Origin of the sequence: Enterobacter sp. CM29, assembly GCF_013179605.1 — a bacterium.
Classification (GTDB): domain Bacteria; phylum Pseudomonadota; class Gammaproteobacteria; order Enterobacterales; family Enterobacteriaceae; genus Enterobacter; species Enterobacter intestinihominis.
The window spans coordinates 1-14,026 of sequence record NZ_JABMCU010000118.1 but is presented as its reverse complement, the minus strand read 5'-3'; the positions used below and the strand labels follow the sequence as shown (position 1 = coordinate 14,026).

Below are 14,026 nucleotides of genomic sequence, written 5' to 3'. Positions count from 1 at the left end.
CAGGCGCTGGTCACTGAGCTCTATCGCCACCTTGGGCCGGACACCGACGTTCCTGCCGGGGATATCGGCGTGGGTGGTCGTGAAGTGGGCTTTATGGCCGGGATGATGAAAAAGCTCTCCAACAACAGCGCCTGCGTCTTTACCGGCAAAGGTCTGTCGTTTGGCGGCAGCCTGATTCGTCCGGAAGCGACGGGTTACGGTCTGGTCTATTTCACTGAAGCGATGCTTAAGCGTCACGGGCTGAGCTTCGAGGGGATGCGCGTGGCGGTCTCCGGCTCCGGCAACGTAGCGCAGTACGCTATCGAGAAAGCGATGGCGTTTGGCGCGCGCGTAGTGACCGCCTCCGACTCCAGCGGCACCGTGGTGGATGAAGCTGGCTTCACAGCAGAAAAACTGGCGCGTCTGTGCGAAATCAAAGCCAGCCGTGACGGCCGCGTGGCGGATTATGCCCGAGAGTTTGGCCTGACCTATCTGGAAGGTAAACAGCCGTGGGGTGTGCCGGTGGATATCGCCCTGCCGTGCGCGACGCAAAACGAGCTGGACGTGGATGCCGCCCGGACGCTGATTAGCAATGGCGTGAAGGCGGTAGCGGAAGGGGCAAATATGCCCACCACCATTGAAGCGACCGATCTGTTCCTGGACGCGGGCGTACTCTTTGCGCCAGGCAAGGCGGCGAACGCGGGCGGGGTGGCAACATCCGGTCTGGAAATGGCACAAAACGCCGCGAGAATGGGCTGGAAGGCGGAGAAAGTGGATGCCCGTCTGCACCACATTATGCTTGATATTCACCATGCCTGCGTGGAGTACGGCGGTGAGGCTTCACAGACCAACTACGTGCGCGGCGCCAACATCGCCGGGTTCGTGAAGGTGGCCGATGCGATGATCGGGCAGGGTGTGATTTAGTTTCGCTGCATTCTCGCCCTTGCAGGCCCGGTAAGCGTTAGCGCCACCGGGCTTTTTTCAGGCCGCAGAGCTGCTTTTTGCCGGGTGGCGGCTTCGCCTTACCCGGCCTACGGTTTAAGCGGTGGTATTTTTGGCTGCGCTTTTTTTCTTTTTGAACGGTTTCTTCGCCCCGCCACCCGGGGCAACCATCCCCCGGAATCGCTTCACTGGCGTGCTGCGCGCCTGATCAATCAGCTGATAAAGCGTCCCCACCAGCGGCTGCATAAAGTCCTGGTAACGGCACTGCTTTTCGCTGATCTGCGTCAGCACCGACTCCCAGTGCGCGGTCATGTCCGGTCTGGCGGCCAGCTCTGGCAAGGAGTGAATCAGTGCCCGGCCCGGCTCTGTCGAATGAATATAGCGCCCTTTTTTCTCGAGAAAACCACGCTTAAACAGCAACTCGATAATCCCCGCGCGGGTTGCTTCCGTACCCAGACCGTCGGTGGCGCGGAGGATCTTCTTCAGATCTTTATCCTGCACAAAACGGGCGATCCCGGTCATGGCCGAAAGCAGCGTCGCATCGGTGAAGTGGCGCGGCGGCTGGGTCTGACGTTCAACCACTTCGCCTTTTTCGCACAGCAGTTCATCGCCTTTGGCTACGACCGGCAGCGGCGTGCCGTCGTTCTCTTCGTCACGCTCTTTGTTGCCGAGCAGCGTGCGCCAGCCCGCTTCCGCGAGGAAACGCGCTTTGGCGATAAATTTGCCTTTGGCAATTTCCAGCTCAATAACGCACTTGCGGAAAACCGCGTCCGGGCAGAACTGCATCAGATACTGACGCGCGATCAGGTTATAGACCTTTGCTTCGTTGTCGGTCAGGTTGACGTTGCTGGTGCGCGCCGTCGGGATTATCGCGTGGTGGGCATCGACTTTTTTATCGTCCCAGCAGCGGTTATGGGTATCCGGGTTTACCGCCGGTTGCGGCAACAGATCCGGCGCATGGACACCAATGGCATTCATCACCGAGTGGCGTCCGGCGAAGTGTTCCTCCGGCAGATAGCGGCTGTCCGAACGCGGATAGGTGATCAGCTTGTGGGTTTCATAGAGCTTCTGGCAGATATCGAGCACGTTCTGCGCGCTCAGGCCAAACTTTTTCGCGGCCTCGATCTGCAACGCCGAAAGGGAGAACGGCAGCGGTGCGGGCTCTGATTCCCGTTTGTCGTTATAGCTGGTAACGATCGCGGGCTGGCCGGTAATGCGGTTAACCACGTGCTCCGCCAGCGGACGATGCAGCAGCCGTCCCTCTTCGTCCTGATATGACTCACAGGCATCGCTCGGCTGCCAGACGGCGGTAAAGCGTTCGTCTTTCGGCGTGACGATATGCGCTTTGACTTCGAAGAAGTCTTTGGCGACGAAATTTTCGATCTCTTCGTCGCGACGCACCACCAGCCCCAGCACCGGGGTTTGAACACGCCCAACAGAGAGTACGCCCTGATAGCCCGCATTGCGTCCCAGGATGGTGTAGGCGCGGGTCATGTTGATCCCGTACAGCCAGTCGGCACGCGCACGCGCCAGCGCGGAGACACACAGGGGAATAAATTCGCTGTTGGCGCGCAGGCGCGAAATCGCGCGCTCCACCGCCTGCGGGTTGAGGTCGTTAATTAAACAGCGCTGCACCTGCTGGCGCTTTTCCGGTGCCAACTCCAGGTAGTCGAGCACTTCGTCGACAAGCAGTTGCCCTTCCCTGTCCGGGTCACCCGCGTGGACCACTTCCGTCGCCTCATGCAGGAAACGCTTAATGACGTTGAGCTGTTTGGTGACGGAAGGACGCGGTTGCAGACGCCACTTTTCCGGCACGATCGGCAGATCGTTGAGGTTCCAGCGGGCGTAGCGGTTGTCGTAGACATCCGGCTGCGCCTGTTCAAGCAGGTGACCGATACACCAGGTGACCACCTGCCCGTTACCGCATTCGATAAAGCCATCACCTTTGCGATGCGGCTTGGGCAGCACGTCGGCGATGGCTCGCGCCAGACTCGGCTTTTCGGCAATAAACAACCGCATCGAATTAACGGATCTCAATCATCGGGCGGCCACCGCGGGCGGTCACCAGCTCGCCAATGGCCGTCAGGGTGATGCCAAACTCGGCCGCCGTTGCCTGAACGTCAGCTTCTGCTTCCGGCGTCACCGCCAGCAGCAGGCCGCCGGAGGTTTGCGGATCGCACAGCAGATTGCGCCACGCTTCCGGCATTTCGCCCATTAAATGGCCGTAGCTGGCGAAGTTGCGCTGCGTCCCGCCCGGAACGGCGCCCTGAGCAATGTACTCTTCCACGCCCGGCAGCTTCGGCACATCCTGATACCAGACCTGCGCCTGCACGCCCGCGCCCTGACAGACTTCAGAGAGGTGTCCCAGCAGACCAAAGCCGGTCACGTCGGTCATGGCCTTCACGCCGTCGATACTGGCGAATGCCGCACCGGCAAGGTTCATCTGGCACATCACTTCCGTTGCCAGACCAATATGCTCGGGCTTCAGCAGGGATTTTTTCTCGGCGGTTGTCAGTACGCCAATGCCCAGCGGCTTGGTGAGGAACAGCTTGCAGCCCGCCTGCGCGGTGCTGTTGCGCTTCACGCGTTCGGTCGGCACCACGCCGGTGACGGCCAGGCCGAAGATCGGCTCCGGCGCATCGATAGAGTGACCACCGGCCAGGGCAATACCCGCCTGCTGGCAGGCAAAGCGTCCGCCTTCGATGACATCGCGGGCAATCTCCGGCGGGAGGGTGTTAATCGGCCAGCCCAGAATGGCGATCGCCATAATCGGCTTACCGCCCATCGCGAAGATATCGCTGATGGCGTTGGTGGCCGCAATGCGTCCGAAGTCGAACGGGTTGTCGACAATTGGCATAAAGAAGTCAGTGGTGCTGATAATGCTGGTGCCGTTACCTAAGTCATAAACCGCTGCATCGTCACGCGTTTCGTTACCGACAAGCAGGTTCGGGTCGACAAACTTCGCCTGTTCACTGTGCAGGATGGTCTCCAGCACTTTCGGGGAAATTTTACAACCGCAACCGGCTCCGTGGCTGTATTGCGTTAAACGAATGGTTTGCTCGCTCATGGACGTCTCCTGTCATCTCAATCGCGCTATGGTAGCGCTCATTCCATAAAGAGGTAAGTATGACTGTCTGAATTCTGCGGCGGATGCTCAGAATCCAGACAGTTTAGCGCGTGTAATTAAAAACGGCTGACGAAAGGCGTGGTGTCCGGCACGCTAATGGTGCTGGAGGCTTTAAGTTGCGGGGTGCCGAGATAGAGGAAGCCGACAATTTTATCGTGTTCACCGCAGGAGAAGCCTTCCCGCACGGCGGCGCTCCCGGTCAGCGGCCCGGTACGCCAGATGCCGTTAAAGCCCTGCGCGACGGCGGCCATCTGCATTGCCATTACCGCGCAACCGGCAGACATCTCCTGCTCCCAGACCGGCACTTTATGGTCGGCCTGGCATTTAGCGACTACCGCGATGATCATCGGCGCACGGAACGGCGCGTTGCGGGCTTTATCAATCCCCTTCTCATCCTGGCCTGCGGCAACCGCCCCCTGCTCCAGCAGCTGGCTGAAGCGGTCGCGCCCTTCGCCTTCAATAATAAAGAAGTGCCACGGCTGCAATGTGCCATGGTCCGGCGCACGCATTCCGGCACGCAGAATGTTTTCCAGCTGTTCGCCGACGGGGGCCGGGTCGGCCAGGCGGGAAGCGCTACGACGGTTAACAAGCAGTTCAAGTGCGTCCATTGGTTAACTCCTTTCGTGAAATTTACTCACAAAATTAACACGACAGCAGAATTTGTTACAGCGTGGCAGGCGATTCCTGCTGACAAGTGGCGGTTGGGTCATTACGATAACCGCACATTACCGTCCTGTGGCGACGGAAACAGTCCTTTTCTGGTTAGGGAGAATACATGCAAACCCTTTGGCGAATCTTTGCCGGTTTCTTTAAATGGACGTGGCGACTGCTCAACTTCGTCCGCAACCTGGTGATGAATATCTTCTTCATCTTCCTGGTCCTGGTATGCGCAGGTATCTGGATGCATCTCAGCAGCGCCAGCCAGGCGCAGAATTCGACGCGCGGCGCACTGCTCCTCGATATCACCGGTGTGATTGTTGATAAGCCATCGACCAGCAACCGTCTGGGCGTGATTGGCCGCCAGCTGTTCGGCGCGACTTCAGACCGCCTGCAGGAAAACTCCCTGTTTGATATCGTCGACACGATCCGTCAGGCCAAAGACGATCGCAACATTACCGGTATCGTGCTGGATCTGAAAGATTTTGCCGGAGCCGATCAGCCTTCGATGCAGTACATCGGGAAAGCGCTGCGGGAATTCCGCGACAGCGGTAAACCGGTCATTGCCGTCGGCGACAGCTACACCCAGGGGCAATATTATCTGGCGAGCTTTGCTAACAAAATCTGGCTCTCTCCGCAGGGCACGGTCGATCTGCATGGCTTCGCCACAAATGGTCTGTACTACAAATCGCTGCTCGACAAGCTGAAGGTCACTACCCACGTCTTCCGCGTCGGGACCTATAAATCTGCCGTGGAGCCGTTTATCCGTGATGATATGTCCCCTGCCGCCCGTGAAGCGGACAGCCGCTGGATTGGCGAGCTGTGGCAGAACTATCTCGGCACCATTGCCGCTAACCGTCAAATGACCGCTGAGCAGGTCTTCCCGGGCGCGCGCGGTGTGCTGGAGGGCCTGCGCAAAGTGGACGGCGATACAGCGAAATACGCGCTTGATAACAAACTGGTCGATCGGCTGGGTTCCAGCGCTGAAATCGAAAAAGCGCTGACCAAACAGTTCGGCTGGAGTAAAGAGGACAAGAACTACAGCGCCATCAGCATGTATGACTACGCCGCGAAAAAGCCGGATGACAGCGGTGACAGCATCGCCGTGGTGTTTGCTAACGGGGCCATTATGGACGGTGAAGAAACGCCGGGGAACGTCGGCGGGGACACCACCGCGTCGCAGATCCGCGATGCGCGTCTGGATCCGAAAGTGAAGGCGATTGTCCTGCGGGTGAACAGCCCTGGCGGCAGCGTCAGCGCCTCCGAGGTGATCCGTGCTGAGCTGGCCGCCGCGCGTGCCGCGGGCAAGCCGGTCGTGGTCTCGATGGGGGGCATGGCGGCTTCAGGGGGGTACTGGATCTCGACGCCAGCCAACTACATTGTGGCTAACCCAAGCACGCTGACCGGCTCGATTGGCATCTTCGGCGTGATCAACACCGTAGAGAACAGCCTGGATTATCTCGGCGTTCATACCGACGGCGTTTCCACCTCGCCGCTGGCGGATGTGTCCGTGACTAAATCTCTGCCGCCTGAGGTGTCCGAGATGATGCAGCTCAGCATTGAGAGTGGCTATAAGCGCTTCATCACGCTGGTGGCGGATTCCCGTAAAAAGACGCCAGACCAGATTGACCAGATCGCGCAGGGCCACGTCTGGACCGGCCAGGATGCGAAGAGCAACGGTCTGGTAGACAGCCTGGGTGACTTCGACGATGCCGTGAAGAAAGCGGCGGAACTGGCGAAGCTCAAGCAGTGGCACGTTGACTATTATCAGGACGAACCGACGTTCTTCGATATGGTCATGGACAGCATGTCCGGCTCCGTCCGCGCCATGCTGCCGGAAGCGCTTCAGGCGTATCTGCCGGCGCCGGTGGCGACGGCGGCTAAAGCCATGAAAGCGGAGAGCGATAAGCTCGCGACTTTCAACGATCCGCAAAGCCGTTACGCGTTTTGCCTGACCTGTGCGAACGTGCGTTAAAAACCGTCCCCTCTTCCCGTGAAGAGGGGATTTTTTCTTTTGAAGAACAAGAACTCATTACCATGCAGAAGAAATCAATATATGTCGCCTATACCGGCGGTACCATCGGTATGCAGCGCTCAGAAAATGGCTATATTCCGGTTTCTGGCCACTTGCAGCGCCAGCTGGCGCTGATGCCTGAATTCCACCGTCCGGAAATGCCGGACTTTACCATCCACGAATATGAGCCGCTGATGGACTCCTCCGACATGACGCCGGAAGACTGGCAGCATATTGCGGACGATATTAAAGCCCATTACGACCAGTACGACGGCTTCGTGATCCTGCACGGCACCGACACCATGGCGTTCACCGCCTCGGCGCTCTCCTTCATGCTGGAGAACCTGGGCAAGCCCGTCATCGTGACCGGTTCGCAGATCCCGCTGGCGGAACTGCGTTCAGACGGGCAGATCAACCTGCTTAACTCCCTGTACGTGGCCGCTAATTACCCGATCAACGAGGTAACACTGTTCTTCAACAACCGACTGTACCGCGGGAACCGTACCACTAAAGCGCACGCTGACGGCTTTGACGCGTTTGCCTCACCTAACCTGCAACCGCTGCTGGAAGCGGGGATCCATATCCGTCGTCTGGGCACGCCGCCCGCGCCAAATACTGCAGGCGAGCTGATCGTTCACCCGATCACCCCGCAGCCGATTGGCGTGGTGACGATTTATCCGGGTATTTCCGCCGACGTGGTGCGCAACTTCCTGCGCCAACCGGTGAAGGCGCTGATCCTGCGCTCCTATGGCGTGGGTAACGCCCCGCAGAACGGTGAGTTCCTGAAAGAGCTTCAGGAGGCGAGCGATCGCGGGATTGTGGTGGTGAACCTCACCCAGTGTATGTCCGGAAAGGTCAATATGGGCGGCTACGCCACCGGCAACGCCCTGGCGCACGCTGGCGTGATCAGTGGTTTCGATATGACCGTTGAGGCAACGCTGACTAAACTTCACTATTTACTGAGTCAGGATCTGGATATTGATTCCATTCGCCGCGCCATGATGCAAAACCTGCGCGGTGAACTGACGCCGGACGAATAAGGAGTTCCCATGAAGCAACGCGCCCTGTTACTGGTTGATTTGCAAAATGATTTCTGTGCGGGCGGTGCGCTGGCCGTCGCGGAAGGCGACAGCACCGTAGACGTCGCGAATTCGCTGATTGAGTGGTGTAAGGCTCGTGGTGAAGCGGTGGTGGCGAGTCAGGACTGGCATCCGGCAAACCACGGCAGCTTTGCCAGCCAGCACAACGTTGAGCCTTACAGCCAGGGCGAACTGGACGGACTGGCGCAAACCTTCTGGCCCGATCACTGCGTGCAGCAGACGGAAGGCGCTAAGCTGCATCCGCTGCTGAACCAGAAGGCCATCGACGCGGTGTTCCACAAAGGTGAAAACCCAACCATCGACAGCTACAGCGCATTCTTCGATAACGGTCACCGCCAGAAGACGGCGCTGGACGCATGGTTACGCCATCATGAGATCACCGAGCTGATTGTGCTGGGCCTGGCGACGGATTACTGCGTGAAGTTCACCGTGCTGGATGCGCTCCAGTTGGGCTATACCGTGAATGTCATTACCGACGGCTGTCGCGGGGTGAATATTCAGCCGCATGACAGCGCCCAGGCGTTTATGGATATGGCCGCAGAAGGCGCAACGCTGTATACGCTGGCTGACTGGATGGAGACGCAGGCGTAAGCTTTTTTAGCCGTGTGGCGGCTTCGCCTTACCCGGCCTACTTTCTCTGGTTTTGTAGGCCGGGTAAGCATCAGCGCCACCCGGCAAAACCCCCTCCCCGATCTCCCATAAAGTGAACTCCCTCGCATCACAAGCGAAGCGGCGATGGTATTCTCTTCAGGCTGTTTTTTCGCCACGCCTTTTCTGTGGCGTGGTTATTTTTATTCAGTCAAAGAGGAACTTATATGAAACGTTTGCCCTTGCTGGCAGCATTACCCTTGCTTTGCGCGTCACTGGCTTCCGCCGCGCCCCTGATGTCCGTGGGCTACTTCAATGGCGGTGGCGATGTTACCGCCGGACCGGGTGGCGATATCAATAAACTCGATGTCCGTCAGATCACACACCTCAACTACTCGTTTGGTCTGGTCTATAACAACGAGAAAGACGAAACCAACCCTGCACTGAAAGATCCGGCAAAACTGCATCAAATCTGGTTATCACCCAAGGTGGCATCCGACCTGGCGTTACTTCCTCAGCTTCGTAAACAAAACCCGAATTTAAAAGTGCTGCTTTCCGTTGGCGGCTGGGGCGCACGTGGTTTTTCTGGCGCAGCGGCTACCAAAGAGAGCCGCGCGGTGTTTATTCGCTCCGCGCAGCAGATCGTCAGTCAATACGGCCTGGACGGGATCGATCTCGACTGGGAGTTCCCGGTCAACGGCGCGTGGGGACTGGTCGAGAGCACCCCAGCCGACAGGGATAATTTCACCGCGCTGTTAAAAGAGATGCGTGACGCGTTTGGTAAGAAAAAACTGGTCACGATTGCGGTGGGCGCAAATGCAGAAAGTCCGAAAAGCTGGGTGGATGTGAAGGCCATTGCCCCCCTGCTCGATTACATCAACCTGATGACCTACGACATGGCGTACGGGACGCAGTATTTTAACGCGAATCTGTATGACTCCAGCGCCTGGCCAACGGTGGCTGCCGCAGACAAATACAGCGTTGATTTTGTGGTGAATAACTATCTGGCCGCCGGCCTTAAGCCGCAGCAAATGAACCTCGGAATCGGTTTTTACGGTCGTGTACCGAAGCGCGCCGTTGAACCGGGTATCGACTGGAGTAAACCGGACGCGCAAAACAATCCGGTCACCCAGCCCTACTTCGGGCCGCAGGAACTGGGCCTGTTCAAATCGCTTGGCTATGACCTGACCAAAGATACCTACGTGAAATACAACGATATCGTCCGCAAACTGCTAAACGATCCGCAGAAACGCTTTACCGAGCACTGGGACGAACAGGCGAAGGTGCCGTGGCTGTCGGTAAAATCCGCCGACGGGAAGGCGCTGTTTGCGATCTCCTATGAGAACCCGCGTTCCGTGGCGATTAAAGCCGATTATATCAAGGAGAAAGGTCTCGCCGGGGCGATGTTCTGGGAGTATGGCGCGGATGACAACAACCAGTTAGCGAAGCAGCTGGCGGAGTCGCTTGGGATCCCGCACTAAGGTGTAGTGTGCCGGGTGGCGGCTTCGCCTTACCCGGCCTACATGGGAGATTTATTTGAAGGTTGCAATCGGCTTCGGCGTGATGCCGAAGTCTTCTTTCAGTTCGCGCTTACTTTTCATCACCATCTGACCGTTAGTGTCGATGGTCATGTGCTGGGCGTTGGTATTGTGACGCGCCTGCCACAGCATCACCAGCTGCAAGCTGTTCTCTTTTTGCTCAGGTGTGAGCGCCACACCGTCCGGCCATTTTCCCAGCTCAACGGCCGTCACCAGGCGCTGATAAACCTCCGGGGTCATGCCTGCAATCATGTCATCAATATTCACGATCTCTCCCTTTCAAAGGAATAATTTGCTGAATCGTTTTTTCAACCCTTGGTCTGATCGCCGTTTTCGTCATCGGTAAAGCTCATCGAAGCCGAATTTACGCAGAAACGCTCCCCCGTCGGCTGCGGGCCATCCGGGAAGACATGCCCGAGATGGGCGTCGCAATTCCCACAACGAATTTCGGTGCGCACCATGCCGTGCGAGGAGTCCGTCAGATAGCGGATCGCATCATCGCTGACAGGCTCGTAAAAGCTTGGCCAGCCGCAGCCAGAATCGTACTTAGTCTGGGAGTTAAACAGCGGTGCATCACACACCAGGCAGTGGTAGACGCCTTCCCGTTTATTGTGCAGCAAACGCCCGGTAAACGGCGGTTCCGTGCCGTGATTTTGCGTTACGTAAAACTGCATCTCTGTAAGGTTTTTTTTCAAATCGTCGGGGTTATGTTGGTTCGACATATGCTTACATCTCGCTGTTGAAACAGACATCTTTTAACCCAGATTCTAACAAAACATTAACACCCGCGCGTGCACTTTTGATCTAAACTTATGTGTCGCGAAAAGGCGGTCAGGCAATTGTGATCAATTTCACATTTTAATCCTGCAAGGCCTTTAAAATTCCGGGCGCAGCCCCCATGTGGTTGCTAGCTCAAAGGGAAAGTGAGGCGAGTCAGTCGCACAAACGTTAGTCACAGGATTGATTTGTCGCAATGATTGACACGATTCCGCTTGACGCTGCGTAAGGTTTTTGTAATTTTACAGGCAACCTTTTATTCACTAACAAATAGCTGGTGGAATATATGACTATCAAAGTAGGTATCAACGGTTTTGGCCGTATCGGCCGTATTGTTTTCCGTGCTGCTCAGAAACGTTCTGACATCGAAATCGTTGGTATCAACGATCTCCTGGACGCTGAATACATGGCGTACATGCTGAAGTACGACTCAACTCACGGTCGTTTCGACGGCACCGTTGAAGTGAAAGACGGCCACCTGGTTGTTAACGGCAAAACCATCCGCGTTAGTGCTGAGAAAGACCCAGCTAACCTGAAATGGAACGAAATCGGTGTTGACGTTGTAGCTGAAGCTACCGGTATCTTCCTGACCGACGAAACTGCACGTAAACACATCACTGCGGGTGCGAAGAAAGTTGTTCTGACTGGTCCTTCCAAAGACAACACCCCAATGTTCGTTCGCGGTGCAAACTTCGAAACTTACGCTGGCCAGGACATCGTTTCCAACGCATCCTGCACCACCAACTGCCTGGCACCGCTGGCTAAAGTTATCAACGACAACTTCGGCATCATCGAAGGTCTGATGACTACCGTTCACGCTACCACCGCTACTCAGAAAACCGTTGATGGCCCGTCTCACAAAGACTGGCGCGGCGGCCGTGGCGCGGCTCAGAACATCATCCCATCTTCTACCGGTGCTGCTAAAGCAGTAGGTAAAGTACTGCCAGAACTGAATGGCAAACTGACTGGTATGGCGTTCCGCGTTCCAACTCCTAACGTATCCGTTGTTGACCTGACCGTTCGTCTGGAAAAAGCTGCTTCTTACGAAGAAATTAAGAAAGCAATCAAAGCTGCTTCCGAAGGCCCAATGAAAGGCGTTCTGGGTTACACCGAAGACGACGTTGTATCTACCGATTTCAACGGCGAAGTGTGCACTTCCGTGTTCGATGCTAAAGCAGGTATCGCACTGAACGACAACTTCGTGAAACTGGTTTCCTGGTACGACAACGAAACTGGCTACTCTAACAAAGTACTGGACCTGATCGCTCACATCTCCAAATAAGTTGAGATGAGTGCTTGATCCTAAAAGGCGACTTCGGTCGCCTTTTTTATTGTTTTTAGACAGAGGATTGCTTAATGATTAATAAAATTTTTGCACTTCCGGTAGTCGAACAACTTACCCCTGTGCTCTCCCGCCGTCAGATTGACGGCGCCGATATCATCGTCGTCGATCATCCGCGCGTTAAAGCCTCCGTAGCGCTCAATGGCGCCCACCTGCTCTCCTGGAAACCAGAAGGCGAAGAAGAAGGCCTGTGGCTGAGCGAGGCCACCTCGTTCAAAAAAGGGGCGGCGATCCGTGGCGGCGTACCGATCTGCTGGCCATGGTTTGGTCCGTCAGCGCAGCAGGGATTGCCGTCTCACGGTTTCGCCCGTAACCAGCAGTGGACGCTGAAAGCCCACAACGAAGATGATAACGGCGCGGTGTTGACCTTTGAACTTCAGGCAAATGATGAAACGCGCGCCCTGTGGCCACATGAATTCACCCTCTATGCCCGCTTCAAGCTGGGTAAAACCTGCGAGATTGAACTGGAAGCGCACGGCGAATTCGAAACAACGTCCGCCCTGCACACCTATTTCAACGTAGGCGACATTCAGGCCGTTAAGGTGAGCGGACTTGGCGATACCTTTATCGACAAAGTGGACAACGCGAAAGAAGGCAGGCTGGACGACGGCGTTCAGAGCTTCCCGGACCGTACCGACCGCGTGTATCTGCACCCGGAAGCCTGTAGCGTCATCCACGACAGCGCGTTGAACCGCGGCATTGACGTGGTTCACCACCACCATAGCAACGTGGTGGGCTGGAACCCGGGCCCTGCCCTTTCCGTCAGCATGGCAGATATCCCGGATGACGGTTACAAGACCTTCGTGTGTGTGGAAACCGCGTGCGTGACCGCCCCGCAGAAAACCAGCGAAGAAAAACCGTCCCGCTTAGGCCAGACGATCAAGATTGTGAAGCGCTAATATTTATCAGGCACCATAAAAAACAAACGGGGCGCAAGCGCCCCGTTTTAATACATCACGTTCTGGTCAGAACTTGTAGGTCACACCCACGGAGAAGATGCCGGACCAGGACTTGTCGACCATCGGGCTGTCCTTCACTTCGTCGCTCAGACGGGTATAACGGCCAGTACCGTACACGTTCCAGTCACCGAGGAAGTTATACGAGGCGGTGAGTTCCAGGTACGGATCCCAGCCATCATCAGCGCTGTAGCTCTTCAGACCACTGCGGCGAGACTCAGCCTTAGACACGCCATAGTAGTAGTCATTGTAATTCTCGCTGCTGTACTGCACACCGATACCCGGCGTCAGGGTCACCGCGCCGTTGGTATAGCGATAAAGCCACGCCAGATCCCAGATGAAGCCATTGCTGTTGTCCAGGGTATCGCCCGCCAGCGCCGTGCGCAGGAAGCCATACTGGGTATTATGGACGTAAGAAAGCCCGGCCATCAGTGAGCTTCTGCGCTTGTCCAGCTGACGAAGCGCATTGCTGTCGCTGTCGCCTGGTTTAAAGTACGTTGGGTCGTAATAGGCCATGATGGAGAGCTTATCGGCCGTATCGTTCCACAGATAGTAGCCGCCGCCCAATCCACGGAACCAGAAGTTATCGCCTTCATAGGTGACAACGGGGACAGGATAAACGTCGCGGTCATACTGCTTGTACGGGCTGTTGATCACGCCAGCACCCGCGCCAACAGTCCACTGGCTCTCAGCCTGTACGGTGCTCGCTGCGGTCGCGGCAAGGATGCCCAATGCCAGAAGTTTGAGTTTGGTCACAATCCATTCTTTCCTGTAGTCAAATAATCAGCGGGTGAAGTGTAACCGCCATTCCCGTACATCCCAAAATTTTTTGCGCGCGAATCCATTTGATTAACCCGTTATTTTTCATTTTTCAGATGACATCCCGCTTTCATTTATGTGACCGATAAATGAAAAACCCCCTTTTCGCTTATAACCGCAGTGGAAATTTTTGGATGAGTTATTGATATGTCATTGAAAGTAGATTTTATCCGTATGCAAGTTTTGC

Annotated in this window: 13 protein-coding genes; 7 read left to right on the top strand and 6 right to left on the bottom strand. The window is 56.3% G+C overall.

The features are described from left to right. Positions 1–903: Glu/Leu/Phe/Val dehydrogenase dimerization domain-containing protein (locus tag HP459_RS14920; protein WP_171936404.1), on the top strand; the 903-nt coding region annotated here is incomplete at its 5' end. Between the two features lie 114 nt (positions 904–1,017). On the opposite strand, the gene HP459_RS14915 is transcribed toward HP459_RS14920, so the two are convergent. The 3 genes from HP459_RS14915 to HP459_RS14905 all read right to left on the bottom strand — a co-directional run bounded on the left by HP459_RS14915 (position 1,018) and on the right by HP459_RS14905 (position 4,656). Beyond that, positions 1,018–2,940, bottom strand: a complete 1,923-nt coding sequence (locus HP459_RS14915) for a DNA topoisomerase III (RefSeq protein WP_063854042.1) — start codon at positions 2,938–2,940, stop codon at positions 1,018–1,020. Between the two features lie 4 nt (positions 2,941–2,944). Beyond that, positions 2,945–3,988 carry a selenide, water dikinase SelD gene (gene selD / locus HP459_RS14910; RefSeq protein WP_022647796.1) on the bottom strand — a complete coding sequence of 348 codons (1,044 nt, stop codon included), beginning with the start codon at positions 3,986–3,988 and terminating at the stop codon, positions 2,945–2,947. Positions 3,989–4,104: 116 nt separating this feature from the next. Beyond that, on the bottom strand, positions 4,105–4,656 hold the full coding sequence (locus tag HP459_RS14905) for an NAD(P)H nitroreductase (protein WP_022647795.1): 552 nt from the start codon (positions 4,654–4,656) through the stop codon (positions 4,105–4,107). Positions 4,657–4,823: 167 nt separating this feature from the next. On the opposite strand from HP459_RS14905, the gene sppA reads away from it, so the two are divergent. The 4 genes from sppA (at position 4,824) to HP459_RS14885 (ending at position 9,888) form a co-directional block, all read left to right on the top strand. Further along, complete coding sequence (gene sppA, locus HP459_RS14900; RefSeq protein WP_171936403.1) at positions 4,824–6,680, top strand: signal peptide peptidase SppA; 1,857 nt, start codon at positions 4,824–4,826, stop codon at positions 6,678–6,680. Between the two features lie 62 nt (positions 6,681–6,742). Then, on the top strand, positions 6,743–7,759 hold the full coding sequence (gene ansA / locus HP459_RS14895; RefSeq protein WP_023305945.1) for an asparaginase: 1,017 nt from the start codon (positions 6,743–6,745) through the stop codon (positions 7,757–7,759). Between the two features lie 9 nt (positions 7,760–7,768). After that, entirely contained in the window at positions 7,769–8,410 is a 642-nt protein-coding gene (pncA, locus tag HP459_RS14890) for a bifunctional nicotinamidase/pyrazinamidase (RefSeq protein WP_063146081.1), read from the top strand. Positions 8,411–8,634: 224 nt separating this feature from the next. After that, positions 8,635–9,888 carry a glycoside hydrolase family 18 protein gene (locus HP459_RS14885; RefSeq protein ID WP_022647792.1) on the top strand — a complete coding sequence of 418 codons (1,254 nt, stop codon included), beginning with the start codon at positions 8,635–8,637 and terminating at the stop codon, positions 9,886–9,888. Positions 9,889–9,939: 51 nt separating this feature from the next. Here the strand turns inward: HP459_RS14885 and HP459_RS14880 are convergent, their stop codons facing one another. Next, a complete protein-coding gene (locus HP459_RS14880) occupies positions 9,940–10,212 on the bottom strand; it encodes a YeaC family protein (protein ID WP_022647791.1) in 273 nt (90 codons plus the stop codon). 41 nt (positions 10,213–10,253) lie between these two features. Continuing rightward, positions 10,254–10,667, bottom strand: a complete 414-nt coding sequence (msrB, locus tag HP459_RS14875) for a peptide-methionine (R)-S-oxide reductase MsrB (protein WP_022647790.1) — start codon at positions 10,665–10,667, stop codon at positions 10,254–10,256. A 341-nt stretch (positions 10,668–11,008) separates the two neighbouring features. On the opposite strand from msrB, the gene gapA reads away from it, so the two are divergent. Both gapA and HP459_RS14865 read left to right on the top strand, forming a co-directional pair. Continuing rightward, positions 11,009–12,004: a glyceraldehyde-3-phosphate dehydrogenase gene (gene gapA / locus HP459_RS14870; protein ID WP_171936402.1), complete on the top strand. Its 996-nt coding sequence runs from the start codon at positions 11,009–11,011 to the stop codon at positions 12,002–12,004. Positions 12,005–12,078: 74 nt separating this feature from the next. Beyond that, positions 12,079–12,963, top strand: coding sequence for a D-hexose-6-phosphate mutarotase (locus HP459_RS14865; RefSeq protein ID WP_022647789.1), 885 nt, complete (start codon positions 12,079–12,081; stop codon positions 12,961–12,963). Between the two features lie 66 nt (positions 12,964–13,029). On the opposite strand, the gene HP459_RS14860 is transcribed toward HP459_RS14865, so the two are convergent. Further along, positions 13,030–13,776, bottom strand: coding sequence for a MipA/OmpV family protein (locus HP459_RS14860; protein ID WP_023299885.1), 747 nt, complete (start codon positions 13,774–13,776; stop codon positions 13,030–13,032). Positions 13,777–14,026: the final 250 nt, after the last annotated feature.

What these genes read in the sequence shown, in the direction of transcription:
- HP459_RS14915 (WP_063854042.1), bottom strand. Translation starts at nt 2,940, where the DNA reads ATGCGGTTGTTTATTGCCGAAAAGCCGAGTCTGGCGCGAGCCATCGCC.
- gapA (WP_171936402.1), top strand. Translation starts at nt 11,009, where the DNA reads ATGACTATCAAAGTAGGTATCAACGGTTTTGGCCGTATCGGCCGTATT.
- msrB (WP_022647790.1), bottom strand. Translation starts at nt 10,667, where the DNA reads ATGTCGAACCAACATAACCCCGACGATTTGAAAAAAAACCTTACAGAG.
- HP459_RS14905 (WP_022647795.1), bottom strand. Translation starts at nt 4,656, where the DNA reads ATGGACGCACTTGAACTGCTTGTTAACCGTCGTAGCGCTTCCCGCCTG.
- HP459_RS14865 (WP_022647789.1), top strand. Translation starts at nt 12,079, where the DNA reads ATGATTAATAAAATTTTTGCACTTCCGGTAGTCGAACAACTTACCCCT.
- pncA (WP_063146081.1), top strand. Translation starts at nt 7,769, where the DNA reads ATGAAGCAACGCGCCCTGTTACTGGTTGATTTGCAAAATGATTTCTGT.
- ansA (WP_023305945.1), top strand. Translation starts at nt 6,743, where the DNA reads ATGCAGAAGAAATCAATATATGTCGCCTATACCGGCGGTACCATCGGT.
- selD (WP_022647796.1), bottom strand. Translation starts at nt 3,988, where the DNA reads ATGAGCGAGCAAACCATTCGTTTAACGCAATACAGCCACGGAGCCGGT.
- HP459_RS14885 (WP_022647792.1), top strand. Translation starts at nt 8,635, where the DNA reads ATGAAACGTTTGCCCTTGCTGGCAGCATTACCCTTGCTTTGCGCGTCA.
- sppA (WP_171936403.1), top strand. Translation starts at nt 4,824, where the DNA reads ATGCAAACCCTTTGGCGAATCTTTGCCGGTTTCTTTAAATGGACGTGG.